This is a genomic window from gamma proteobacterium symbiont of Scutellera amethystina (genome assembly GCF_059730845.1).
In genome coordinates this window covers 902,190-927,307 of the sequence record NZ_AP035935.1, presented here as the reverse complement: position 1 = coordinate 927,307, position 25,118 = coordinate 902,190, and the positions used below count along the sequence as shown (strand labels likewise).

The 25,118-nt window shown below is 59.6% G+C and carries 21 protein-coding genes; 8 read left to right on the top strand and 13 right to left on the bottom strand.

The window, feature by feature from the left end:
- Positions 1-30: 30 nt before the first annotated feature.
- On the top strand, positions 31-1,032 hold the full coding sequence (galR, locus tag AC6I79_RS04215) for an HTH-type transcriptional regulator GalR (protein WP_031279486.1): 1,002 nt from the start codon (positions 31-33) through the stop codon (positions 1,030-1,032).
- A gap of 191 nt (positions 1,033-1,223) precedes the next feature.
- Here the strand turns inward: galR and AC6I79_RS04210 are convergent, their stop codons facing one another.
- Both AC6I79_RS04210 and lysA read right to left on the bottom strand, forming a co-directional pair.
- A complete protein-coding gene (locus tag AC6I79_RS04210; RefSeq protein WP_058757074.1) occupies positions 1,224-1,676 on the bottom strand; it encodes a GNAT family N-acetyltransferase in 453 nt (150 codons plus the stop codon).
- Positions 1,676-2,929: a diaminopimelate decarboxylase gene (gene lysA, locus AC6I79_RS04205; protein ID WP_125309798.1), complete on the bottom strand. Its 1,254-nt coding sequence runs from the start codon at positions 2,927-2,929 to the stop codon at positions 1,676-1,678. Before lysA ends, AC6I79_RS04210 begins: the two co-directional genes overlap by 1 nt.
- A gap of 110 nt (positions 2,930-3,039) precedes the next feature.
- Between lysA and AC6I79_RS04200 the strand changes: the two genes are divergently transcribed.
- Positions 3,040-3,960 carry a LysR family transcriptional regulator gene (locus tag AC6I79_RS04200; protein ID WP_021506685.1) on the top strand — a complete coding sequence of 307 codons (921 nt, stop codon included), beginning with the start codon at positions 3,040-3,042 and terminating at the stop codon, positions 3,958-3,960.
- On the opposite strand, the gene AC6I79_RS04195 is transcribed toward AC6I79_RS04200, so the two are convergent.
- On the bottom strand, positions 3,957-5,120 hold the full coding sequence (locus AC6I79_RS04195; protein WP_058775879.1) for an MFS transporter: 1,164 nt from the start codon (positions 5,118-5,120) through the stop codon (positions 3,957-3,959). The genes AC6I79_RS04200 and AC6I79_RS04195 overlap by 4 nt on opposite strands.
- 391 nt (positions 5,121-5,511) lie before the next feature.
- Here AC6I79_RS04195 and AC6I79_RS04190 point away from each other — a divergent pair, with 391 nt between their 5' ends.
- A complete protein-coding gene (locus AC6I79_RS04190; RefSeq protein WP_021506683.1) occupies positions 5,512-6,138 on the top strand; it encodes a hypothetical protein in 627 nt (208 codons plus the stop codon).
- Between the two features lie 213 nt (positions 6,139-6,351).
- On the opposite strand, the gene lysS is transcribed toward AC6I79_RS04190, so the two are convergent.
- Together lysS and prfB are read right to left on the bottom strand one after the other, a co-directional pair.
- A complete protein-coding gene (gene lysS / locus AC6I79_RS04185) occupies positions 6,352-7,872 on the bottom strand; it encodes a lysine--tRNA ligase (RefSeq protein ID WP_159377860.1) in 1,521 nt (506 codons plus the stop codon).
- Positions 7,873-7,881: 9 nt separating this feature from the next.
- A protein-coding gene (gene prfB, locus AC6I79_RS04180) for a peptide chain release factor 2 (RefSeq protein WP_104093670.1) occupies positions 7,882-8,980 on the bottom strand; the annotation gives its coding sequence in 2 pieces (ribosomal slippage) (positions 7,882-8,904 and positions 8,906-8,980; 1,098 coding nt in all).
- A gap of 551 nt (positions 8,981-9,531) precedes the next feature.
- Between prfB and AC6I79_RS04175 the strand changes: the two genes are divergently transcribed.
- On the top strand, positions 9,532-12,294 hold the full coding sequence (locus AC6I79_RS04175; RefSeq protein WP_498027583.1) for an autotransporter domain-containing protein: 2,763 nt from the start codon (positions 9,532-9,534) through the stop codon (positions 12,292-12,294).
- Positions 12,295-12,297: 3 nt separating this feature from the next.
- Here AC6I79_RS04175 and recJ read toward each other — a convergent pair whose 3' ends face one another.
- The 3 genes from recJ to xerD are packed head-to-tail and all read right to left on the bottom strand — an operon-like array spanning position 12,298 to position 15,664.
- The gene (gene recJ, locus AC6I79_RS04170; protein WP_104188409.1) at positions 12,298-14,025 is read right to left on the bottom strand and encodes a single-stranded-DNA-specific exonuclease RecJ; all 1,728 of its coding nucleotides are present in this window, start codon (positions 14,023-14,025) and stop codon (positions 12,298-12,300) included.
- Positions 14,026-14,034: 9 nt separating this feature from the next.
- Positions 14,035-14,748 carry a bifunctional protein-disulfide isomerase/oxidoreductase DsbC gene (gene dsbC / locus AC6I79_RS04165; RefSeq protein WP_088517215.1) on the bottom strand — a complete coding sequence of 238 codons (714 nt, stop codon included), beginning with the start codon at positions 14,746-14,748 and terminating at the stop codon, positions 14,035-14,037.
- 22 nt (positions 14,749-14,770) lie between these two features.
- Positions 14,771-15,664, bottom strand: a complete 894-nt coding sequence (gene xerD, locus AC6I79_RS04160) for a site-specific tyrosine recombinase XerD (protein ID WP_058757089.1) — start codon at positions 15,662-15,664, stop codon at positions 14,771-14,773.
- Positions 15,665-15,764: 100 nt separating this feature from the next.
- On the opposite strand from xerD, the gene fldB reads away from it, so the two are divergent.
- Positions 15,765-16,283, top strand: coding sequence for a flavodoxin FldB (gene fldB, locus AC6I79_RS04155; RefSeq protein WP_088517213.1), 519 nt, complete (start codon positions 15,765-15,767; stop codon positions 16,281-16,283).
- Here the strand turns inward: fldB and AC6I79_RS04150 are convergent.
- Positions 16,280-16,699: a protein YgfX gene (locus AC6I79_RS04150; RefSeq protein ID WP_211725016.1), complete on the bottom strand. Its 420-nt coding sequence runs from the start codon at positions 16,697-16,699 to the stop codon at positions 16,280-16,282. The two genes, fldB and AC6I79_RS04150, sit on opposite strands and share 4 nt — an antisense overlap.
- On the bottom strand, positions 16,674-16,940 hold the full coding sequence (gene sdhE, locus AC6I79_RS04145; protein ID WP_010616925.1) for an FAD assembly factor SdhE: 267 nt from the start codon (positions 16,938-16,940) through the stop codon (positions 16,674-16,676). Before sdhE ends, AC6I79_RS04150 begins: the two co-directional genes overlap by 26 nt.
- A 228-nt stretch (positions 16,941-17,168) precedes the next feature.
- Between sdhE and ygfZ the strand changes: the two genes are divergently transcribed.
- On the top strand, positions 17,169-18,152 hold the full coding sequence (gene ygfZ / locus AC6I79_RS04140; protein WP_132464570.1) for a tRNA-modifying protein YgfZ: 984 nt from the start codon (positions 17,169-17,171) through the stop codon (positions 18,150-18,152).
- A 52-nt stretch (positions 18,153-18,204) separates the two neighbouring features.
- On the opposite strand, the gene trhA is transcribed toward ygfZ, so the two are convergent.
- On the bottom strand, positions 18,205-18,858 hold the full coding sequence (gene trhA, locus AC6I79_RS04135) for a PAQR family membrane homeostasis protein TrhA (RefSeq protein WP_021506671.1): 654 nt from the start codon (positions 18,856-18,858) through the stop codon (positions 18,205-18,207).
- Between the two features lie 176 nt (positions 18,859-19,034).
- Here trhA and AC6I79_RS04130 point away from each other — a divergent pair, with 176 nt between their 5' ends.
- Together AC6I79_RS04130 and AC6I79_RS04125 are read left to right on the top strand one after the other, a co-directional pair.
- Positions 19,035-19,766: a MurR/RpiR family transcriptional regulator gene (locus AC6I79_RS04130; RefSeq protein WP_125309814.1), complete on the top strand. Its 732-nt coding sequence runs from the start codon at positions 19,035-19,037 to the stop codon at positions 19,764-19,766.
- 124 nt (positions 19,767-19,890) lie between these two features.
- Entirely contained in the window at positions 19,891-21,330 is a 1,440-nt protein-coding gene (locus AC6I79_RS04125; protein ID WP_159377864.1) for a 6-phospho-beta-glucosidase, read from the top strand.
- Between the two features lie 63 nt (positions 21,331-21,393).
- Here the strand turns inward: AC6I79_RS04125 and AC6I79_RS04120 are convergent, their stop codons facing one another.
- Both AC6I79_RS04120 and gcvP read right to left on the bottom strand, forming a co-directional pair.
- Positions 21,394-22,137, bottom strand: coding sequence for an SDR family oxidoreductase (locus AC6I79_RS04120; protein ID WP_159377865.1), 744 nt, complete (start codon positions 22,135-22,137; stop codon positions 21,394-21,396).
- 74 nt (positions 22,138-22,211) lie between these two features.
- Complete coding sequence (gcvP, locus tag AC6I79_RS04115; RefSeq protein WP_159377866.1) at positions 22,212-25,085, bottom strand: aminomethyl-transferring glycine dehydrogenase; 2,874 nt, start codon at positions 25,083-25,085, stop codon at positions 22,212-22,214.
- Positions 25,086-25,118: the final 33 nt, after the last annotated feature.

Sequence of the window (25,118 nt, the reverse complement as noted above, 5' to 3'; positions counted from 1 at the left end):
GTAAACGTTTTCCCGGATGTCGACCATTGCATGGCTACTATTAAGGATGTTGCCCGCATGGCGGGGGTGTCGGTCGCGACCGTGTCCCGCGTCATCAATAATTCGCCCAAAGCCAGCGAGAGTTCGCGCCTCGCCGTTACTCAGGCCATGGAACAGCTGCAGTATCATCCGAACGCCAATGCCCGCGCGCTGGCGCAGCAATCCACCGAAACGCTCGGGCTGGTGGTAGGCGATGTGTCAGACCCGTTTTTTGGCGCGATGGTGAAAGCCGTCGATGAAGTCGCCGGGCAAACCGGCAACTTTCTGCTGATTGGTAACGGTTACCATAATGAGCAGAAAGAGCGTCAGGCGATTGAACAGCTGATGCGCCATCGCTGTGCCGCGCTGGTGGTGCACGCTAAGAAAATTCCCGATGACGATTTAGAGCTGCTGATGAAGCAGGTGCCGGGCATGGTGCTGCTGAACCGGCTGCTGCAGGGGTTTGAGTCGCGCTGCATTGCGCTGGATGACCGCTACGGCGCCTGGCTGGCCACGCGCCACCTGATTCAGCAGGGTCATACGCAGATCGCCTTTATCTGCTCGACGCACACCATCTCTGACGCCGAAGATCGGCTGCAGGGCTACTACGATGCGCTGAAGGAGCACGGTCTGCCGTGCAACGACCGGCTGGTGGCGTGGGGAGAACCGGATGAGGTCGGTGGCGAGCAGGCAATGACGGAACTGCTCGGACGCGGCAAGCAGGTGAGCGCGGTGGCGTGCTACAACGATTCGATGGCCGCCGGTGCGCTGGCGGTGCTGAGCGATAACGGCATTCGCGTGCCGGAAGAGATGTCGCTGATTGGCTTTGATGATGTGCTCGTGTCGCGCTACGTGCGTCCGCGCCTGACCACGGTGCGCTATCCGATTGTGACCATGGCGCAGCAGGCCGCGCAGCTGGCGCTGGCGCTCGCCAACGGCACCGCGCTGCCGGAGGTGACCAATATGTTTAGCCCGACGCTGGTCAGGCGGCATTCGGTGGGTGGACCGGGTTAAACGGGTGCGGGCTTTCCCTCACCCTAACCCTCTCCCTGAGGGAGAGGGAACGTTCCAGAGCGCGGTCAGCCCTGACGGGAGAAGAACGTTCCAGAGCGCGCGGTCAGCCCTTGCGGCAAGGAGAGCGCGGTCAGCCCCCTCGCCCGCTTGCGGGAGAGGGTTGGGGTGAGGGCCAGTGCGCACCCAACCCACTATAAATCCTGCGAATACACCTTCACCTGCACCTCAGGAAACTCCAGCGCATCACACTGATACTGCCAGCCGAATCGCTCGTAGTAGCCGCCAAACGTCGACCACAGCCACACCGTTGCATAGCCGCGCTGGCGGGCATAATCCAGCACGTGCTGCTGCAGGGCGGCGCTCAGCCCCTGCCCGCGCGCCGCTTCATCCACATACAGCGCGGCAACCCACGGATAGAGATCCTGACGGCTAATCAAATCACAGCGCCAGAACCCTACCGTGCCGTGCGGCACGTCATCGTCGTCCAGCGCGACAAAGGTCACCGGAAACGCGGCACCGTTCAGGCTACTGCGAACAATGCTGTCGTAAAACGCGCGCGAGGTGCCGTCACCAAACGCCTGCCATAGCCAGTCGGTGATCTGGCTGGCGTGATGCGGCACGCTGCTGAGCGGCACGATGCGCATCAGTTCAGCTCCAGCGCCAGCAGTTCCTGAATGGTCTGCGCACGGCGAATCTCACGCGGCACGCCCTGCTCAAACAGCACTTCCGGGATCAGCGGACGGCTGTTGTAGTTGGAGGACATTGATGCGCCGTAAGCGCCGGTATCATGGAACACCAGATAATCGCCGACCTGTGCCGCTGGCAGCGCGCGGGTTTCCACTTTGCCCCCTTCCAGCTGGGTAAACACATCTCCCGACTCACACAGCGGCCCGGCCACCACGCTCTCCACATGCGCCTCACCCGGCGCGCTGCCATCGGCAGGCAGCAGCGAAATATGGTGATAGCTGCCGTACATCGACGGACGCATCAGATCGCTGAAACCGGCATCCACCAGCACAAAGTGACGGCTGCCCATCTGCTTCACCGCCCGCACCTGCGACACCAGCACGCCCGACTCCGCCACCAGGAAGCGGCCCGGCTCGATCTCCAGCTTCACCGCATGGCCGAGGTGCGCCGCGATACGCTCGCGCGCGCCGTTCCACAGGCCGTAATAGTGCTGCGTATCAATCGCCTCCTCACCAAAGCGATAAGGAATCGACAGCCCACCGCCCGCCGAAATGGCCTGCAGGTCCTGGCCAAAGGCCACTACCTGATCGACCATCGCGTCGCACACCTGCTGCAGATGGCCATAATCGACGCCGGAACCGATGTGCATATGTAAACCTATCAGCTGCAGGCCGTGTTGCTGAATCGCCGCCAGCGCCAGCGGCAGATCGCTGTGCCAGATGCCGTGCTTACTGTTTTCGCCGCCGGTATTGGTTTTCTGGCTGTGACCGTGGCCAAAGCCCGGATTAATGCGCAGCCAGACGCTGTGACCCGGCGAAACCGCGCCGAGCTGATGCAGCATATCCACGGAGCCGGCATTCACCGGCACCTTCAGCTCGGCGATGCGCGCCAGCGTCGGCGAGTCCAGCACATCGGCGGTGAACACAATATCCTCGCCGCCCGGCTGAAAACCGGCGGCCAGCGCACGTTCGATCTCGCCGAGCGAGACCGAATCGACCTTGACGCCGGCAGCGCGCATCAGGCGCAGAATATGAATATTCGAGCAGGCCTTTTGCGCAAAGCGCACCACGTCAAACGCGCTGAGCTGTGCAATACGCTGCTGAATGATTTCGGCATCGTAAGCCCAGAACGGGCCGCTGTAGCGCTGCGCCAGCGGCAGCAGATTTGTGGCGTTAAGCGCCGTCTGGGAATCGTTAAGTGGACGTGGCATGAGCATTCTCCTGAGTCGTTGCTGTCATTTAGCCACAGCACAGTGATGCAGAAAAATATCTGTTTAAGCGTCAGCTATGCAAATATGATATGGATGACACGGAGGCGACGATGGCAAAAATTAACTGGCGGCATATCGAAATCTTTCACGCGGTGATGACCAGCGGCAATCTGACCCAGGCCGCCACGCTGCTGCACACCTCGCAGCCAACGGTGAGCCGCGAGCTGGCGCGGCTGGAGCAGCAGCTGGGCTTACAGCTGTTTGAGCGGGTGCGCGGCCGCCTGCAGCCCACCGTGCAGGGGCTGCGGCTGTACGAAGAGGTGCAGCGCTCGTGGTACGGTCTGGATCGCATCATGGATGCCGCCGAAGGGCTGCGCAATTTCCGCCAGGGCGAGCTGTCCATCGCCTGCCTGCCGGTCTTTTCCCAGTCGCTGTTGCCGCCATTGCTGCAGCCGTTTTTACAGCGCTATCCACAGGTGAGCCTGAATATTATTCCGCAGGAGTCGCCGCTGCTGGAGGAGTGGCTGTCGGCGCAGCGCTACGATCTCGGTCTGACCGAAACCCAGCATGCACCCGCCGGGACTGAACGCCTGGCACTGCTGACCTGTGATGAAGTGTGCGTGCTGCCACCGCAGCATCCGCTGTGTCAGCGGGCGGTGCTGACGCCGCAGGATTTTCACGGTGAAAACTATGTCAGCCTGTCGCGCAGCGATAGCTATCGTCAGTTGCTGGATGCGCTGTTCCATGAGCAGCAGGTGGAACGGCGGCTGGTGCTGGAGACGCACAGCGCCGCGTCGGTGTGCGCGATGGTGCGCGCCGGGGTGGGTATTTCGATTGTTAATCCGCTGACGGCGCTGGATTACGCCGACAGCGGCGTGGTGATGCGCCGCTTCAGTATTGCCGTGCCGTTCACGGTGAGCCTGGTGCGGCCACAGCATCGGCCGGCATCGGCGCTGGTCGATCACTTCTGCGACCACCTGCAGCAGCAGGTGGCCACCTTTCCGCAGCGCATCGCCCAGCGTCTGGCTTAAGCGCGCACCGTCTCGCGCTGACCGCCCGATTTGCGGAAGGTCAGCAGACAAACCACTAATCCCGCTGCCGCCAGCGCTGCCGCCGCGACCGGCACCGCCGTCAGGCCATAGCCTTTGTCGATCACAGCGCCGCCCACCCACGCACCGAGTGCGTTACCGACGTTAAAGGCCGAGATGTTGAGCGTCGACACCAGATTTGGCGCATCTTTACCGTGGCGCACCACGTTGATTTGCAGGCCCGGCACGGTGGCGAAGGTCGCCATCGCCCACAGGAACAGGGTTACCTCTGCCAGCCACAGCGCATGGCTGGTCCAGCTGAACAGCAGCGAGAACACGGCGATCAGCGAAAAGCTGAGGATCAGGCTGAACGACACTTTCCAGTCCGCCAGTTTCCCGCCAACAATGTTACCCACCGTCAGGCCAGCGCCAATCAGGAACAGCGTCCAGCTGACACCGCGATCGCTGATGCCGGTCACCTGCAGCAGCAGCGGCGCAATGTAGCTGAACAGCGCAAACATCGCGGCGGCAAAACACACCGTCATCAGCAGCGACAGCCACAGTTTGCCGTTGGCCAGCGCGCTGATTTCGCTCGCCAGGTGCACCGGTTTTTCATCTTTGTTAGTCGGCAGGCTGACAATCAGCGCGATGAACGCGAGGATGCCGATAATCGCCACGCCCCAGAAGGTGGCGCGCCAGCCAAACAGCTGACCAAACCAGGTGCCGAGCGGCACGCCCAGTACGTTGGCCAGCGTCAGACCGGTAAACATCAGCGCCACCGCCGATGCCTGACGGCTCGGCGCCACCAGGCTGGCCGCCACCACTGAACCGATGCCGAAGAACGCACCGTGACACAACGCGGTAATAACGCGCGCCAGCATCAGCAGGTTATAGGTATAAGCCAGCGCACAGAGTACGTTGCCGATGATGAAGATGATCATCAGCAGAATCAGGGTACGTTTACGCGGCAGTTTCGCGGTCAGCAACGCCATGATTGGCGCGCCGATAGCCACGCCCAGCGCATAGCCGCTGATCAGCCAGCCCGCAGAAGGAATCGACACCTGCAGGTCACCCGCCACTTCCGGCAGTAACCCCATGATGACGAACTCCGTGGTGCCGATGGCGAACGCACTCAGCGCCAGCGCCAGTAATGCAACAGGCATAACACACTCTCCCAAAATAATTTTGCAGGCGGGCCGCACGACGAACGCCGTACGGTTAAGACAGACGCGTATCCCTCCGTCAGCGCGGGGGATGATTATTTTGAACTGCGTCACAGTCTGCTATTAAAGCACAGCCTCTGACTCTCAACCACCCAGGCGGCAGCAAGGCTATTTTGCCTGCGCGGCAATAATCCCGGCGCTAAAAAGTGTCGCTTATGCATCACTGAGACAGGACGGCGATAACAGACTACGCTTGATAACAGGTTGTGATCGCTGTCACAGCGACGGCGCTTTCTGGCGTTAAATCAGGCAGTAAAGGATGGTCGCACATTGCCGATACCCCAATGGATTGCCCGGTAATGCGGCGTCAACACAACAGGGGGACAGAGTTATGCGATGGATCATCGCGCTGGCGATCGGCGGCTTAAGCGGCTGCTCGGTCGGGCACTATGAATACAGCTCAGAAGCGGCCAGGCGCGTCGATATGACCGTCACCGGCATCCCCACCGTGCTCGGCATGGGTGCGCTGGGCACCACTATCCCCCTGACGCGCGAATATAGCCTGACGGCGGCACACGTGGCCAAATATTCGCTGTATCGGGTGAAGGCCTGGCATCCGGAGTGCGATATCGCCGTGGTTTATCATGCGAATAAAGAAGCCAACCTGCCCCCGCAGTTCCGCAACAGCCATATCGGCGACAACGTAAATCTGTATGGGTATAGCTTTATCTCCGCGCTGCCGGTGGCATCAAGCGGCAAAAATCTGATCAATACGACGCTGAGCAATGACTGGAATAAGGCCAGCTGCGTAGTGGTGGCGGCCAATGCCGGCGTGGTGAAAGGCATGTCCGGCGGCGCGGTGTATAACGCCAGCGACGACACGCTGGCCGGGGTGATTGTCGGCTATAGCAGTCGGATTGATGATAATAAGAGCGGCAAAACGTTGTTTAAAGATGTGGCGCTGTATGTGCCTTATGCGCGGTTCCAGGCGTGGCTGGATGGGGTGGTGAAGTCTTAGGTTGGGTGCGCGCTGATGCCCTCACCCCGGCCCTCTCCCACGGGGAGAGGGAGAATACCACAGCGGTCCTCTGCCACAGGGGGAGGGAGAAAACCACAGCGGCCCTCTGCCACAGGGAGAGGGAGAAAACCACAGCGGCCCTCTCCCACCGGGGTACAGGCAAGTCCCCTCTCCCCATGGGAGAGGGTTAGGGTGAGGGTGAAGGCAACCTGATTACTTACCGGTCGGGCGCAGAGCCGGGAACAGGATCACGTCACGAATGGTGTGGCTGTTGGTGAACAGCATGACCAGACGATCGATACCGATGCCCAGACCCGCAGTCGGTGGCAGACCGTGCTCCAGCGCGGTGACGTAGTCTTCGTCGTAGAACATCGCTTCGTCATCACCGGCGTCCTTCGCGTTAACCTGCTGCAGGAAACGCTCGGCCTGATCTTCCGCATCGTTCAGCTCGGAGAAGCCGTTACCGATTTCACGGCCGCCGATGAAGAACTCAAAGCGGTCGGTGATTTCCGGGTTCTCGTCATTACGACGCGCCAGCGGTGACACTTCTGCCGGATATTCGGTAACGAAGGTTGGCTGGATCAGGTGCGCTTCGGCCGTCTCTTCGAAGATCTCGGTCACCACGCGGCCCAGACCCCAGCTCTTCTCCACTTTGATGTGCAGCGCGTTGGCAATCGCCACGGCTTTGTCAAAGTCATCCAGATCGGCGAGGTCCGTTTCCGGACGGTATTTCTTGATCGCTTCACGCATGGTGAGCTTCTCAAACGGCTTGCCGAAATCGAAGGTGTGCTCACCGTAAGGCACTTCCGTCGTGCCCAGCACGTCCTGCGCCAGGGTACGGAACAGACTCTCGGTCAGTTCGATCAGATCTTTGTAATCCGCATACGCCATATAGAGTTCCATCATGGTGAACTCTGGATTGTGGCGCGGCGAAATCCCTTCATTACGGAAGTTACGGTTGATCTCAAACACGCGATCGAAACCGCCAACCACCAGACGCTTCAGATACAGCTCCGGCGCAATACGCAGGTACATGTCGATGTCGAGCGCGTTGTGATGAGTGATGAACGGACGCGCGGATGCGCCGCCAGGAATCACCTGCATCATCGGCGTTTCTACTTCCATAAAGTCGCGGTTAACCATGAACTGACGAATGCCGGCCATGATTTGTGAGCGAATTTTGAAGGTCTTACGCGAATCGTCGTTGGAGATCAGGTCAAGGTAACGCTGACGGTAACGGGTTTCCTGATCGGCGAGGCCGTGGAATTTGTCCGGCAGCGGACGCAGCGCTTTGGTCAGCAGGCGCAGCTCAGAGATGTGGATCGACAGCTCGCCGGTTTTGGTTTTGAACAGCTTACCGCGCGCGCCGAGGATATCGCCGAGATCCCATTTTTTGAACTGCTCGTTGTAGACGCCTTCCGGCAGATCGTCACGGGAAACGTAGATCTGGATCTGACCGCCTACATCCTGCAGGGTGGCGAACGACGCCTTACCCATGATGCGGCGGGTCATCATACGACCGGCTACGCTCACCTCAACGCCGAGCGCTTCCAGCTCGTCGTTCTCTTTGCTGTCATAGTCGGCATGCAGACGATCGGAGGTGGTGTCACGGCGGAAATCGTTAGGAAACGCCACGCCCTTTTCACGCAGCGCGCTGAGTTTTTCGCGACGCGCTTTCAGTTCGTTGTTTAACTCAAGGGCGGCATCAGCGCTCTGCGGTTGTTGTTCAGACATGTCGGTTCCTTATAGCCCTGCTTTTAAACTTGCTTCAATAAAACGGTCAAGATCGCCATCCAGTACGGCCTGGGTGTTACGCGTTTCTACGCTGGTACGCAGATCCTTGATGCGCGAATCGTCAAGAACGTATGAACGGATCTGGCTGCCCCAGCCGATGTCCGACTTGTTCTCTTCCGCCGCCTGCTTGTCGGCATTCTTCTTCTGCATTTCGTATTCATACAGCTTGGCACGCAGCTGTTTGAAGGCCTGATCTTTGTTCTTATGCTGCGAGCGGTCGTTCTGGCACTGCACCACAATGTTGGTCGGCAGGTGGGTAATACGCACCGCTGACTCGGTTTTGTTAACGTGCTGACCACCAGCACCCGAGGCGCGATAGACGTCGATACGCAGGTCGGCCGGGTTGATTTCGATGTCGATGTTGTCATCCACTTCCGGGTAAATAAATACCGAACTGAAGGAGGTGTGACGACGACCGCCGGAGTCGAACGGGCTCTTACGCACCAGACGATGAACGCCGGTTTCGGTACGCAGCCAGCCGTAAGCGTAATCACCGATGATTTTGATGGTGGCTGATTTGGTACCGGCCACTTCGCCTTCGGACTCTTCGATGATCTCGGTTTTGAAGCCTTTGGCTTCCGCCCAGCGCAGATACATGCGCAGCAGCATGCTGGCCCAGTCCTGCGCTTCGGTGCCGCCAGAGCCGGCCTGAATATCCATGTAGCAGTCGGCGCTGTCGTATTCGCCGGAGAACATGCGGCGGAACTCCAGTTCACCCAGCTTCACGTCCAGCGCGTCCAGCTCGACTACAGCTTCGTTAAAAGTCTCTTCGTCGTCGGCTTCAACCGCCAGCTCCAGCAGACCCTGCACGTCTTCCAGCCCCTGCTGCATCTGGTCGAGCGTTTCAACTACCGCTTCCAGCGAGGCGCGCTCTTTGCCCAGCGCCTGCGCGCGTTCAGGTTCGTTCCAGACGTCCGGCTGTTCCAGCTCGGCGTTTACTTCTTCGAGGCGTTCTTTCTTGGCATCGTAGTCAAAGATACCCCCTAAGAACGCTGCTGCGCTCGCTGAGGTCCTGGATACGATTTTTGACCGGATTAATTTCAAACATGGCTTTTCAGTCTTTTTTGACGATTCGGTGAGAGGAGATAAAAGTAACGCGCTAGTTTACCCGAAAGCGCGCCTGGTTTGTAGCTTTGCACATCAATGGCTATACCGCGTATGAACCGGCAGAAAATAATTGCGTCAGTTCTGGAAACCGGCAGGTAGCGTGGTTGCCAGAAATCCCGCTGTCACTCGCCACCTACGCGGTGCGCCTTCAGAATTTTCCTACATAATCACGGCAATAAACGCCAGCTGGCGTCATTAAACACCATGATTTCTCAAACAAAATCGTTAAAACTCCACCATCAGAAATGTCTGGTTCGAAGCGTGATATAGCGCGATTAGCCTGCGCAATGCTGCGCTGTCCTGGCCATCAACCGGCCAGTGCGCACCTTATCCTTTCTGCACCCTGGCGGAATCCTAGGGGTTCGTGCTTCATCTATTGCGTTCTGTCTGTCAGCCACGTTGCTCAGGAGTATTCGTGACAGGGAAAGACTGCATTCAGGCCCGTTAACGTGAACGGGCGACAACATGCCCTGAGAGGCATGAGGAGTTGCCATGCATTATCCTGTTGTTACTTTTCGACCCTCACCGCGCCTGCTGGCGCTCCTCATCCCGTTTCTGCTCAGCGCCTGTGGTGGCGGTGGTGGCGGCGGCGGTAGTAGCGGCGGAGGCAGCACCCTGACCCCGGTCACGCCGGTCGTTGAACCTGCGGTGCCGGCCACGGCCGCCAGCAATAAAGTAGGCATCATTGACTCTGGTCTGGCCCCGGGCCGCAGCGAAATTAATTACGCCAACGTGAATTTCTCCAGTTATGTCAACAGCAACACCGCGCTGAATGACAACATGGGGATCAACGGGCACGGCACGCTGGTGGCGATGACGCTGCTGGGGCTGTCGCCTGACAGCGCGCTGTATGTGGCGCAGGCGTCACAAAATAATATTTTCAGCTACGACAATACTGCGCGCGCCGTGCAGGGCTTAGTGGCACAGGGCGTACGCATCTTCAATATGTCCTACGGTTCGCAGGAGCGCCTCACCAGCCAGCAGGCGCTAACCGATGCGCGCCAGCGCTATCAGTCACTGTATCAGGGGCTCAACGCGGTGGCTGCGGCAGATGGGCTGGCGGTGATGATCACCGGCAACAACAGCGGCGCCACGCCGGCACCGGACGTGCTGACACCGCTGATGTATAACGACCCGCAGCTGGCACGTAATCTGCTGGCGGTGACCGGTATCCTGAGTCATACCGGTTATGACCTGCCAGGCCGCGCAGCCGGCACCGGACCGTTTGACGCCTGCGGCGCGGCCGCCGCGTGGTGCCTGACCGCGCCGGGCTATACCGATTACCTGTATCAAAACTCCGACGGCAGCTGGGTGCAGGCGCGCAGCTACGGCACCTCGTTTGCCGCACCGCGCGTGACGGCTGCGGCCTCGCAGCTGCTGCAGCGTTTCCCGTGGATGAGCGGCCATAACCTGCAGCAAACCCTGCTGACCACCGCCACCTACCGCAGTGATGCGCACGATAACGTCGCCGACAGCGCCAACGGGCGGCCATACAATGAGACGTTCGGCTGGGGCGATCTTAACGCCGCCAAAGCCTTAAACGGGCCGGGACAATTCTGGGCAGAGGACTTCAGTGCGCGCCTCGACGGCGGCCAGTATGTGTTCAGCAATGACATCAGCGGCGATCGCGGGCTGGTGCTGGACGGCAGCGAACGCGGCGGTACGCTGCAGCTGACCGGCAACAACAGCTATCAGGGCCTGACGCAGGTCTCCGCCAATAGCCTGCTGATTGACGGTACGATTGCCGGCAATGCGCTGGTAAACGGCAGCGGCAAACTGGGTGGCAGCGGACGCATCGGCGGCAATCTGGTCAACCAGGGATCGGTTAACGGCGGCCTGCAGGTAGCGGGCAATTATCAGCAGAGCGCCGACGGTACGCTCAACGTCACGCTGAACAATCCGCTGCGCGTGACCGGCAACGCGGCGCTTGACGGCACGCTAAACCTGGCGCCGCCCTCCGCCAGCTACGTGGTGAAACAGCAGGAAACGTTGCTGACCAGCGGCGGCGGCGTGAGCGGTCAGTTTAGCCAGGTCAATACCGGCGTATTTCTCGACGGTTCCGTCAGCTATGACGCCCACAGCGTTACCGGCCAGCTAACGCGTAAAAACACCGCCGCGGCGGCACAGGCGATGGGAATCGATAGCACCAGCGCGCAGCAAACCAGCCGCAACCTGGAGCAGGCGTTTGAGCTGGCGGACCGCTGGCAGGGTAAGGCGACGCTGAGCAGTGCGCAGCAGTCAGCGCTGGCGGCCGCAGGCGCCTTCCAGACGCTGGCGGACACCCGCAGCGCACAGGCGGCGATCAACTCCCTGTCCGGCCAGGCGCATGCCTCCGGCAATGCGGTGCTGTCCAACGCGCTTGATTATCAGACGCGCCTGCTCAACAACCGCATCGATGATGCCAGCGAACAGGGGCGCTTCGGCTTCTGGCTGGAGAGCGGTCAGCTGCGCGGTTCGCTCGATCAGGATGGCTATCTCGGCAACCGCTATCGCAATACCCTGACCGCGCTGGGTGCCGACAGCGATTTTGGCCTGCCCGGCCTGCGCCTCGGCATCGCCTGGACGCACACTCAGCTTGATGCCACCTATGACGACACCGGCGGCAACAGCCAGAACAGCCTGCAGGGCGTAATGCTGTATGGGCGCTATGCGGTGACGCCAGCCTGGTACTGGCAGGGCAATCTCAGCTATCAGCATGGACGCGACAAACTGCAGCGCCTGGTGCTGCTGGATGAAGCTGCACCGGTCTCCTCTTCCGCCCGCACTGACAGCTGGCAGGCAGCGTTACAGAGCGGCTATCGCTGGACGCTACAGGAGGATTATCGCATTGAGCCCTATCTCGGCTGGCGTGAAACCGGCCTGCAAACCGGCAGCTTCAGCGACAGCGGCAGCGCGTTTGGTCTGCAGGGCGACGGCGACAGCTATCGCCGCAGCGTCGGTTACGGTGGCCTGAATCTCAGCGCGCGCCAGGACTGGTCGGCGGGCTGGTGGAGCATGCTGAGCCTGTACGGCGAATACCAGTACGCGTTCAGCAATCCGTCGATGGACGTCAGCGCGCGCTGGAGCGGCTTCGGCAGCGGTCAGCAGAGCTTTACCATCCCGGGTATGCAGCTCGATCGCCGCTCGCAGTGGTTTGGTGTGCGGGTTGATCTGGTGCAGTCGGCACGCGCGCGGCTGTTTCTGCGTGCCGACCGCCACGTGGCCGATAGCGGCGATGAGAAGGTGCTGCGCGGCGGTGTCGACGTCACGTTCTAAAGGTTACGACTGCGGCCAGATATGGTCGATGATCAGCTGTACCGAGCGATTGCCGCGGTATTCGTTGATATCCAGCTTGTAGGCCAGCTGCACCTGACGCACGCTGCTGTCTGGCCACAGGCTGGTGTCGACGTTAAAAGCGATACCATCCAGTAACGGGCCGCCGCCCAGCGGCTCGACCATCACCTTAAGGTGACGCTCGCCCACCAGACGCTGCTGCAACAGCTTAAACTGACCGTCGAACACCGGCTCCGGAAACGCCTGGCCCCAGGGGCCGGCTTCCCGCAGCATTTCCGCGGTGTGCAGGGTAAACTCCTGCGCATGCAGTTCGCCATCGGACCACATCACGCCCTGCAGCGCCTCGCCTTCCAGCCATTCGTCGATCAGCGCGGCAAAGCGCTGGCGGAACTCATCGTACTTCGCCTCTTCCAGCGACAGCCCCGCCGCCATGGCGTGCCCGCCAAATTTGATGATCAGGCCAGGATAGAGCGTGTCGATGCGTTCCAGCGCGTCGCGCAGGTGCAGCCCGGCAATCGAACGGCCAGAGCCCTTCAGCGTGCCGTCACCGGCGGGCGCGAAGGCGATGACCGGGCGGTGGAAGCGCTCTTTCAGGCGTGACGCGAGAATGCCAACTACGCCCTGATGCCACTCCGGGTGATAAAACGCCAGCCCGAGCGGCAGATCGCGATGCTGGCGCTCCAGCTCATCGCACAGCGCCAGCGCCTCGCTCTTCATGCCCTGCTCAATCTCTTTGCGCGTCTGATTAAGCGCATCAAGTTCGCTGGCCAGCATGCGCGCCTGGGCAATATCTTCTGTCAGCAGCAGCGCAACGCCAACCGACATATCGTCCAGCCGGCCGGCAGCATTGAGGCGTGGCCCGACGGCAAAACCGAGGTCGCTGGCCGCCAGCTGACGCGCATCGCGGTTAGCAATCTCCAGCAGCGCGCGGATGCCGGCACGGCATTTGCCGGCGCGGATGCGGCTCAGCCCCTGCCACACCAGAATGCGGTTGTTGGCATCCAGCGGCACCACGTCGGCCACGGTACCGAGCGCCACCAGATCCAGCAGTTCGGCCAGATTGGGTTCACTGCGTCCGTCGCTGAACCAGCTCAGCTGACGCAGATGGGCACGCAGCGCCAGCATCAGATAAAACGCCACGCCCACGCCTGCCAGCGAACGCGACGGGAATGCGCTGTCGCTCAGGTTAGGGTTAACGATGGCCTCTGCCGCCGGCAGCGTTTCGCCCGGCAGGTGGTGATCGGTGATCAGTACCGGAATACCGTGCTGGTGCGCGGTGTCGACGCCCGCGTGCGACGAAATACCGTTATCCACGGTGAGGATCAGCTCCGCGCCGCGCGCGCGCGCCTGCTCCACCACTTCCGGGCTCAGGCCATAGCCGTCCTCAAAGCGGTTCGGCACCAGATAATCGACGTTGCCGCCCATGCTGCGCAGCGCCAGCACGGTGAGCGCAGTGCTGGTGGCACCATCGGCATCGAAATCACCTACCACCACGATGCGGCGTTGCTGCTGCAGCATCTGGTGCAGCAGCGTCACAGCGCGCTCAATGCCGCCAAGGCTTTGCCACGGCAGCAGGAATTTCGCGCCGCGTTCCAGTTCGGCGGCGTCTTTGACACCGCGTTGCAGGTAGAGACGACGCAGCAGCGGCGGTAAATCATCGGGTAACTGCGCGTCGGCCTGGGCTTCACGCCGACGTAATTCTACAGAGTGCATCACTGTGTCTTAACCACCACGCTTCTGGCCGTCCAGCACCTGCTTCAGCTCCTGCGGTCCCTGGTAGCCAGGAATCATCATGCCGCTGTCGGTGAGGATGGCGGGCGTGCCCTGAATACCAAACAGAATGCCCAGCTTGTAGTGCTGGTCGAGATTGATTTTGCAGCTCGCCGGCGCATCCATTTGCGGTGCGTCGCCTTTCATTGCGGCATCAAACGCCTTGTTGCGATCGGCGCTGCACCAGATGGCGGTCATGGCTTTCTCCACCTGGCCGTGCAGGCCTTCACGCGGGAACGCCAGATAGCGCACGGTGATGCCCAGCGCGTTGTAGTCAGCCATCTGCTCGTGCAGCTTGCGGCAGTAGCCGCAGGTGATGTCGGTAAATACGGTGATCACGTGCTGCTCTTTCGGCGCTTTGTAGACAATCATTTCCGGTGCCAGCGCGGCGACTTTTTTCTCCAGCAGCTGATTGGTGACATTCACCGGCTGCGCGCCGCTGACATCGTACAGCGGGCCCTGAATCATGTGTTTGCCGTCTTCGGTGACGTACAGCACGCCGCTTTCGGTCATCACCGTTTTGATACCCGGTAGCGGCGACGGCTGGATTTCCGCCTGCTGCATACCCAGTTTTTTCAGTGATTGCTGAATCGCGCTGTCATCGGCATAGGCCAGCGCAGAAAAGGCGCTGACCAGCAGAGCCAGCGTCGTAATAGTTTTTTTCATCTCAAATCCTTGTTGCCGCTGCTCAGGCGCGCGGATGATGCTGTTGATGTAACTGACGCAGGCGCTCAGTCGCCACGTGCGTGTAAATCTGGGTGGTCGACAGGTCGCTGTGCCCCAGCAACATCTGTACGACGCGTAAATCGGCACCATGGTTCAGTAAATGTGTGGCAAATGCGTGGCGCAGCACGTGCGGTGACAGCTTTTCGCTGTCGATGCCGGCAAGGGTGGCATAGTGTTTGATGCGATGCCAGAAGGTCTGGCGTGTCATCTGCTGCGCGCGGTTGCTGGGGAACAGCACATCAATGGTCTGCCCGTTCAGCAGCCACGGCCGCCCGTGTTCCATATAGTGCTCCAGCCAGTAAATGGCTTCTTCACCTAATGGCACCAGCCGCTCTTTATTGCCTTTACCGATGACGCGCACCACGCCCTGACGCAGGCTGACATCACTCAACGTCAGACCGACCAGCTCAGAGACGCGCAGCCCGGTAGCGTACAACAGCTCCAGCATCGCTTTGTCACGCAGTTCAAGCGGTATGTCCGTCGCTGGAGCCTGTAACAGGCGCTCGACCTGATTTTCTGACAGGTCTTTTGGCAGGCGCTGCGGCAATTTCGGCGCTGATAACAGCGCGCTGGGATCGTCACTGCGCAGCTTTTCGCGGTACAGATACTGAAACAGACGGCGCATCGCGCTCAGGGTACGCGCTGAGCTGGTGGCTTTGTAACCGCCCTCAATCCGCTCAGCCAGAAACTGCTGTAAATCAGCGGCTTCCAGCGTCAGCAGCGTGCGCTCATGGTGGTGCAGCCAGGCAGTGAGCGTCTGCAAATCCTGACGATAGGACGCCAGCGTGTTCTGCGCCAGGTTGCGCTCAATCCAGAGCGCGTCGAGAAACTGTTCTATCAGATCGCTGTCCTGCACTGTTGCCCCTCGCCGTGTGAAATCGTGCTCATTATGCCTGAAACTGGCCTGCTTCTGGTACAATTGCGCCAGAGTGAGTTTCAGTCAGAGCATTAATTGCATGAATATCGGTCTGTTTTACGGTTCCAGTACCTGTTACACCGAGATGACGGCGGAGAAAATCCGCGACTTTATCGGTGAAGAATTAGTCACACTGCATAACCTGAAAGATGACGATCCGTCGCTGATGGAGCAGTACGATTTACTGATTCTCGGTATTCCGACCTGGGATTTCGGCGAACTGCAGGAGGACTGGGAAGCGGTGTGGCAACAGCTGCCGGCGCTCAACCTGCAGGGCAAAATTGTAGCGCTGTACGGCATGGGCGACCAGGTCGAGTACAGCGAATGGTTCCTTGATGCGCTGGGTATGCTGCACGAACTGCTGCTGCCGATGGGCGTGCAGTTTGTCGGTTACTGGCCGCTCGAAGGCTACCAGTTCACCAGTAAAAAACCGCTGACCGCCGATGGTCAGCAGTTTGTCGGTCTGGCGCTCGACGACGTTAATCAGTTTGAGCTGAGCGAAGCGCGCGTCGAGCAGTGGTGCGAACAGATTCTGACCGAAACCGCCGCGCTGCTTTAATGCGGCGTCGCGCCATCCAGCAAAAAACAGCGGGCGCGTAACGCGCGCCACGCGTCGGGCGGCATGCTGTCGTGCAGCAGCCACAGCCGCCAGCGCTGCCCGCGACGGTTACGCAGCACCAGCAACACGCCCCACGGTAGCCAGTCTGGCTGCCGTTGCGCCTGCCAGCGCTCACCGCGCCAGTACCAGTCACCCTTGTCATCCAGCATGAGCGCTCCGCAGCGCTGCTGCAGGCGACGCGCGTTACGCCAGCACTGCAGGGTCAGCAGGATGACTACCACGACCTGAACCCAGGCCCAGCCCGCCGGCCAGTGGCAGCTCAGCAACAGCGCGCCACATAGCACGAACAGCGTCACATTCAGCACCCGCGCGCTGCGTGACGCGTGCAGATTACATTGCCACCGGCCCGCGTTCACGGTTGCGCTGCTGAATCAGTTTCACCATGCGTTTGAACTCGGGATCGGCCGGTTCGCCGTGGTTCATCATCCAGTTAAACAGGTCCGGATCGTCGCTCTTCAGCAGCGCGACAAACACCTGCTTGTCGCTGTCGCTCAGCGAATCATACTCATATTTAAAGAACGGCATGATCGAGACATCCAGCTCCAGCATGCCGCGACGGCATGCCCACTGGACGCGCGCTTTGTCATGAATATCCATGTGTCTTCTTCCACAGCTGATAACAGTGGCGCTCAGTGTACCTGCTTTTTCGCCGCGCTGCAGGCGTGCAACCGGACGCTGCGCGCGATGACGCACAGCAATGCCACCGGTTACAGGGTTATCACGCGATTTGTGCGCCAGATTCCGCAAACAGGTTGCAATGGCGCACTGCTCTTTTAACATTGGTAAGCATATTACTGGATAAACCTTATTGATCAGGACGGACTCATGCCGATTTTCACCCTTCCGCCTCGCCAGCCCGCTGCGGCGTCGCGCCTGCCTTTAACGCTGATGTCGCTCGACGAGTGGGCGCTGGTATCGGTGCAGGGCAAAGATAGCACCTCTTATCTGCAGGGTCAGCTGACGCTGGACGTGGCGGCGCTGGACGCAGCGCAGCATCGCCCGGCAGCGCACTGTGATGCCAAAGGCAAAATGTGGAGCAATCTGCGTCTGTTCCATCGTGGAGAAGGTTATGCCTATGTTGTGCGGCGCAATCTGCGCGAGCAGCAGGTGACCGAACTGAAGAAGTATGCGGTGTTCGCCAAAGTGACCATTGCGGCCGATGATGACGCAGTCCTGCTCGGCGTTGCCGGTTTTCAGGCGCGCGCCGCGCTGGCTAACGTTTTCGCCACGCTGCCGGATGCCACAACCCCAGTGGTACAGCAGGATGACACCACCCTGCTGTGGTTCGCCGAGCCAGCCGAGCGTTTTCTGCTGGTCACCACGCCGGCGCAGGCCGAAGCGCTGCAGCAGAAGCTGGCCGGGGAAGCGCAGCTGAATGACAGCACGCAGTGGCTGGCGCTGGATATTGCGGCGGGCGTGCCGGTCATTGACAGCGCCACCACGGCGCAGCTGATTCCGCAGGCCACCAACCTGCAGGCGCTGGATGCCATCAGCTTTAAAAAAGGCTGTTACACCGGCCAGGAAATGGTGGCGCGCGCCAAATTCCGCGGCGCCAACAAACGTGCGCTCTACTGGCTGGCGGGCAGCGCCAGCAAAGTACCGGACGCAGCCAGTTCGCTGGAGTTGCAGATGGGCGACAAATGGCGTCGCACCGGCACGGTGCTGAGCGGCGTACAGCTGGATGATGGCAGCGTGTGGGTGCAGGCGGTGCTGAACAACGATCTGGAGCCGGACAGCGTGCTGCGCGTTGAAGGCGATGAGAGCGGTAAGCTGACCATCCAGCCGCTGCCCTATTCGCTGGAAGAGTAACGGTTACGGCTGGTATGCCGCAGGGTCGCCATCAGTGGCGACCCTGGCCTTGTTACATCACGTAAAAATAGATGGCGCAAAAGTGCAGCACGCTGCCGCCCAGCACGAAACCGTGCCAGATGGCATGATTGTACGGGATACGGCGCGACACATAGAAAATTACCCCGAGTGAATAGACAATCCCGCCCGCCGCCAACAGCCAGACGCCGCCGGCCGACAGTTTGGTTGCCAGCTGATAAATCACTACCAGCGACAGCCAGCCCATGCTGAGATAGGTCACCAGCGACAGCACTTTAAAGCGATGCGCAATGGTCAGCTTAAAGATGATGCCCGCCAGCGCCAGACTCCAGATCACCACCATCAATCCCTGCGCCAGCGGCGATTGCAGCCCGACCAGCAGAAACGGCGTGTAAGTCCCGGCGATCAGCAAATAGATGGCGCAGTGGTCAAATTTCTTCAGCCAGTATTTGGCACGCTGATGCGGAATGGCGTGATACAGCGTCGAGGCGAGGAACAGCAGAATCATGCTGCCACCGTACAGGCTATAGCTGGTAATGGCAGTGATATTCGCCTGCATTTCAACGGCCTGGGTCAACAGCAACACCAGCCCCACGATGCCAAACACACAGCCCAGGCCGTGGCTGATGCTGTTGGCGATCTCTTCGGCCAGTGAATAGCCCTGGGCAATAAGTCGGTTCTGTACCATGGCGTCGGATTCCTGAACATCGTAACGAAAGTTGTGCTTTTTCTGTGCACCAGAGTAGCGAAGAACAATTTCAGAGTACACATGTACGCTAAAATTATTCTGTGAAGAGGTGTGACAACCCAGCGGCAAACCAATCTGTTACACTGAGGCTTCTTTTTGCCGTGAGCGCCGCCCGAATGTTTTCACACAGCGACCTGTCCCGTTTGAATGACCTTGAGATGCAGGTTTATCACTTCATCATCAAACACCGGGAAAGTGTCAGTTATATGACCATCCGCGAACTGGCGGCGCAGGCGGGCGTCTCGACCACCACGGTGCTGCGCTTCTGCCGCAAAATGCACTGTGACGGCTGGTCAGAATTCCGTATCCGTTTTCGCCTGGCGCAGGAGGAAAGCGCGCCGGTGCTGCTGCCCTCCGGTGTCGGTGAAATGCTGAGCTTTTTTAAAAGCATCAATAACGCAGAATTTGATCAGCAGATTGCCACCGCGGCGCAAATGATTATTGAGGCTGAGCACATTTTCTTTATTGGTGCTGGTACTTCAGGCAGCCTTGGCAAATATGGTGCGCGCTATTTTTCTAATATTGGCAAATTCAGCCATCACATCGATGATCCTTATTACCCGGTGAGTAAGAGCGCCTGGGAAAATGCGCTGGCGATTATTTTATCCGTTTCTGGCGAAACCGAAGAGATCCTGCGCTTTGCCAGTCAGTTCAGTCTGCATCACTGTAAAATCATCTCCATCACCAATCACGACAACTGCTCGCTGGCGAAAATGGCGGATTTCAATCTCTCCTATCATGTGCCGCAGGAGAAACTGCCTGACCGCTACGATATTACCACTCAGGTACCGGTGATTTATATTCTGGAGACGCTGGGCCGTTATATTGCCCGCCTCACGCAGGTATAAAACAGCCTGTTTTTCGGCGGTAACAAGTCACATTTCCGCGCCGGTGTTATAGCGTGACTTTGCTATTTCAGTTGTTACACTGCGGGCAGTATTATTTTCGCCAACAGCGTGACGAGGTATTGAAATGAGTGAAGGATTGCAGTTACCCAGCGGATTTCTCTGGGGCGGCGCGGTGGCAGCCCATCAGGTTGAGGGCGGCTGGGATCAGGGCGGCAAAGGCGTCAGTATCGCCGATGTTCTCACCGGCGGCGCACACGGCGTAGATCGCGTCATCACGCCCGGCGTTCAGCCCGGCCAGCACTATCCCAACCATCAGGCGGTGGAATTCTATTCGCACTACAAACAGGACGTGGCGCTGTTTGCCGAGATGGGTTTCAAATGCTTCCGCACCTCGATTGCCTGGACGCGCATTTTCCCCAACGGCGATGAACTGCAGCCCAATGAAGCCGGCCTGCAATTTTACGATGACCTGTTTGATGAACTGCTGAAATATGGCATCGAACCGGTGATTACCCTGTCGCACTTTGAGATGCCTTATCATCTGGTTAAAGAGTACGGCGGCTGGGCTAATCGCAAAGTGGTCGATTTCTTTGTGCGCTTCAGTGACGTGGTGATGACGCGCTATCGCCACAAGGTGAAGTACTGGATGACCTTCAATGAAATCAATAATCAGCGCAACTGGCAGTATCCGCTGTTCGGCTACTGCTGCTCCGGCGTGGTGTTCACCGAGCATGAAAAGCCCGAGCAGACGATGTATCAGGTGATGCATCACCAGTTCATCGCCAGTGCCAAAGTGGTGAAGCGTGGCCACGAAATCAACCCGGATTTCCAGATTGGCTGCATGATCGCCATGGTGCCGGTCTATCCGTTCTCCTGCCATCCGGACGACGTGATGCGCGCACAAGAGTCAATGCATCAGCGCTACGTGTTCAGCGATGTGCAGATGCGCGGCGCGTACCCGGCTTATACGCTGAAAGAGTGGGCGCGCAAGGGCTATCACATTGCGATGGAAGCCGATGACGCCGAAACGCTGCGTCAGGGCTGCTGCGACTACATCGGTTTCAGCTACTACATGAGCAACGCGGTGGACACCAAAGCCAGCGGCGTCGACGACCCGATCACCGGCTTCGACGGCGTAGTGCCTAATCCGCACGTTAAAGCGTCCGACTGGGGCTGGCAGATTGATCCGGTCGGCCTGCGCTATGTGCTGAACGCGCTGTATGAGCGCTATCAGAAGCCGCTATTTATTGTTGAGAACGGCTTTGGTGCCATTGATAAAGCCAATGCTGAGGGCGTGATTGAAGATGACTACCGCATTGATTATCTGCGCGCGCACATCGAAGAGATGAAAAAAGCGGTGGCGCTGGATGGCGTCGATCTGCTGGGCTATACGCCGTGGGGCTGCATCGACTGCGTCTCCTTTACCACCGGCCAGTACAGCAAGCGCTACGGCTTTATCCACGTCGATAAAAACGATGATGGCAGCGGCAGCTTTGCCCGCTCGAAGAAGAAAAGCTTCGCCTGGTATCAGCAGGTGATCGCCAGCAATGGTGAAGTGCTGTAACGCTAATGGCGCGCGACGTGTTGATGTGCGCCGCGCGCTCACAGGCTATTTATGACGGGCCGCTCAACGCCCGCCTGACGCATCAATAAAGCTGCCGGTGACGTATGAAGCGGCGTCACTGGCCAGCCAGGCAATGGCGGCAGCGATCTCCTCCGCCTGGCCGCCGCGCTGCATCGGCAGCGATGCCGCGAGACGATCAACGCGCCCCGGCTCGCCGCCGTCGGCATGCATATCGGTGTAGATCAGCCCTGGCCGCACGCTGTTGACGCGAATCCCCTGCGCCGCCACTTCCAGTGACAATCCTCTGGTCAGCGTGTCCATCGCGCCTTTCGACGCCGCATAATCGACATACTCATTGGGCGAGCCGGTACGCGCAGCCGCTGACGAGACGTTAACAATGGCGCCGCCCTGACCGCCGTGTGCGGTGCTCATGCGTTTTACCGCTTCGCGGCAGCAGATAAACGTGCCGGTGACATTGGTTGCCAGTACGCGCTGAATGCGCGCGGCATCCAGATCTTCCACCCGGCACTGGGAGAAGAGAATACCGGCGTTATTCACCAGTACGCGCAGCGCACCCGGCTGCAGATCCAGTTGCTGAAACATGCGCACCACCTGCGCTTCGTCGGCAATATCCGCCTGTAAGGCAAACGCGCTGCCGCCCTGCGCTTCGATATCTGCTACCACCTGCAACGCTTCTGCTGCGCGCTGCCGGAAATTGATTGCCACGCGATAACCCGCCTGCGCCAGCAGCAGCGATGTTGCCCGTCCAATTCCGCGGCTACCGCCGGTGACCAGTGCCAGATTCATATGCTTCTCCCATAAAAAAAAGGCCGACAAATTGGCCTTTAGTATTACTGAAGGGTTTGGATTACGCCTGCAAATTACTGGTATTCGCTCATCGGAACGCATGAACAGAACACATTGCGATCGCCAAACACATCGTCGAGACGCTTAACGGTCGGCCAGTATTTGTTGGCGCTGCCGGCCGGGAAGACCGCCAGCTCGCGGCTGTACGGATGAGTCCAGTCGCCGACGATTTCCATCTGGGTATGCGGTGCATTCACCAGCGGGTTGTCGTCAGCCGGCCATTCACCGTCGGCTACGCGATCGATTTCCATGCGGATCGCCAGCATCGCGTCAATAAAGCGGTCCAGCTCGATTTTGCTCTCAGATTCGGTCGGCTCGACCATCAGCGTGCCGGCGACCGGGAACGACATGGTCGGCGCATGGAAGCCGTAGTCGATCAGGCGTTTCGCGATATCCAGCTCGCTGATGCCGGTCTGCTCTTTCAGCGGACGAATGTCGAGAATGCACTCATGCGCCACGCGGCCGTCGCGGCCGGCGTACAGAATCGGGTACGCCGACTGCAGCCGGCTGGCGATGTAGTTGGCGTTGAGAATCGCCACCGAGCTGGCCTGCTTCAGCCCTTCTGCGCCCATCATGCGAATGTACATCCAGCTAATGGGCAGAATAGATGCGCTGCCGAACGGTGCCGCAGAAACCGCGCCCTGCTGGGTCAGCACGCCGTCAATCTGCACCACGCTATGGCCCGGTACGAATGGTGCCAGATGCGCTTTTACCCCGATGGGCCCCATGCCCGGACCGCCACCGCCGTGCGGAATGCAGAAGGTTTTGTGCAGGTTGAGATGCGACACGTCAGCGCCAATGTAGCCAGGCGTGGTGATCCCGACCTGCGCGTTCATGTTTGCGCCGTCGAGGTACACCTGGCCGCCGTACTGATGCACGATCTGGCACACTTCGCGAATGGTCTCTTCGTAGACGCCGTGCGTCGACGGATAGGTCACCATGATGCACGACAGCGCGTCACCGGCCTGCGCTGCTTTTTCACGCAGATCGCCGAGATCGATGTTGCCCTGCTTATCACAGGCCACCACCACCACCGCCATGCCCGCCATCTGCGCGGACGCCGGGTTGGTGCCGTGCGCCGAGCTCGGGATCAGACAGATCGTGCGGCCCGCTTCATTACGGCTCTCATGATAGCGGCGGATGGCCAGCAGACCGGCGTATTCGCCCTGCGCACCAGAGTTCGGCTGCATGCACAGCGCATCGTAACCGGTGAGCTGGACCAGCCACTGTGACAGCTGGCCGATCATCTGCAGATAACCGCTCGCCTGCTCTGCCGGACAGAACGGGTGCAGTTCAGCGAATTCCGGCCAGGTGATGGGAATCATTTCGGCGGCGGCATTCAGTTTCATGGTGCATGAGCCGAGCGGGATCATTGCCTGATTCAGCGCCAGATCCTTTTTCTCCAGGCTGTGCATATAGCGCATCATCTCAGTTTCGCTGTGATGACGGTTGAACACCGGATGGGTAAGGAATTCGCTGGTACGCTGCTGGCCTGCCGGAATGGCGCTATTTTCCGCCGCCACCGCGGCGTCCAGCGCCTCGATATCCTGGCCGTGCGCATCGCCCAGCAGAATGGCAAACAGTGCCAGCACGTCTTCACGCGTGGTGGTTTCATCCAGCGTGATACCGACCGCATTGAGGATATCGCTGCGCAGGTTGACGCCGAAGCTCAGCGCACGGTTCAGCACCGCCGCTTTGTCCGTGACTTCAACGGTCAGCGTATCGAACCAGCTGTGATGGCGCAGCTTCAGGCCGCCGTTTTGCAGGCCTGCCGCCAGAATCGAGGTCAGACGGTGAATGCGCGAGGCAATGCGCTTCAGTCCGGCCGGGCCATGGTAAACCGCGTACAGGCCGGCGATATTCGCCAGCAGCACCTGTGAAGTACAAATGTTGGAGTTGGCTTTCTCACGGCGGATGTGCTGTTCGCGCGTCTGCATCGCCATGCGTAGCGCGGTGTTACCGGCGGCATCGCGTGACACACCGATGATACGGCCCGGCATGGAGCGCTTGTGCTCATCACGGCTGGCAAAGAAGGCCGCGTGCGGACCGCCGTAGCCCATCGGTACGCCAAAGCGCTGGGCGGAACCGAAGACGATATCAGCACCCTGTTTGCCCGGCGCCTCCAGCTGCACCAGCGCCATGAAATCCGCCGCCACGCTCACCACCACTTTGCGGCTTTTCAGCTCAGCAATCAGTTCACGGTAGTCGTGCACTTCTCCGCTGGTACCAACCTGCTGCAGCAGCACGCCAAACAGATCTTCGTGCTCGCGGGCTTTTTCGGCGCGATCGATAATCAGCTCAAAGCCAAAGGTTTCGGCGCGGGTGCGCACCACATCCAGCGTTTGCGGATGGATGTCATCGGCGATAAAGAATTTTGTCGCGTTTTTCAGCTTGCTGACGCGTTTAGCCATCGCCATCGCTTCGGCGGCCGCGGTGGCTTCATCCAGCAGCGAAGCTGAAGCAATATCCAACCCGGTGAGATCGAGCGTCAGGGTCTGGAAGTTGAGCAGCGCTTCCAGACGGCCCTGCGACACTTCCGGCTGATATGGCGTGTACGCCGTGTACCAGCCCGGGTTTTCCAGCATGTTGCGCAGAATCACCGGCGGGGTGATCACGGCGCTGTAACCCATTCCAATCCAGGATTTATAACGCTGATTCTGGCTGGCAATGGCTTTCAGCTCTGCCAGCGCCTGCTGTTCAGTCGCGGCATCGCCTACCGCCGGCGGGCCTGGCAGCTGGATATCAGCAGGCACAATTGAAGCGATCAGCGAAGCCAGCGAGCTGGCACCAATCGCTTCCAGCATGGTGGCCTGCTGCGCGGCATCAGGACCGATATGGCGCTCAATAAAAGCACCGTTATGTTCGAGCTGGCTGAGAGTCTGGGTCATTTACAGTACATCCTGAATCGGGCTGGGTGACAA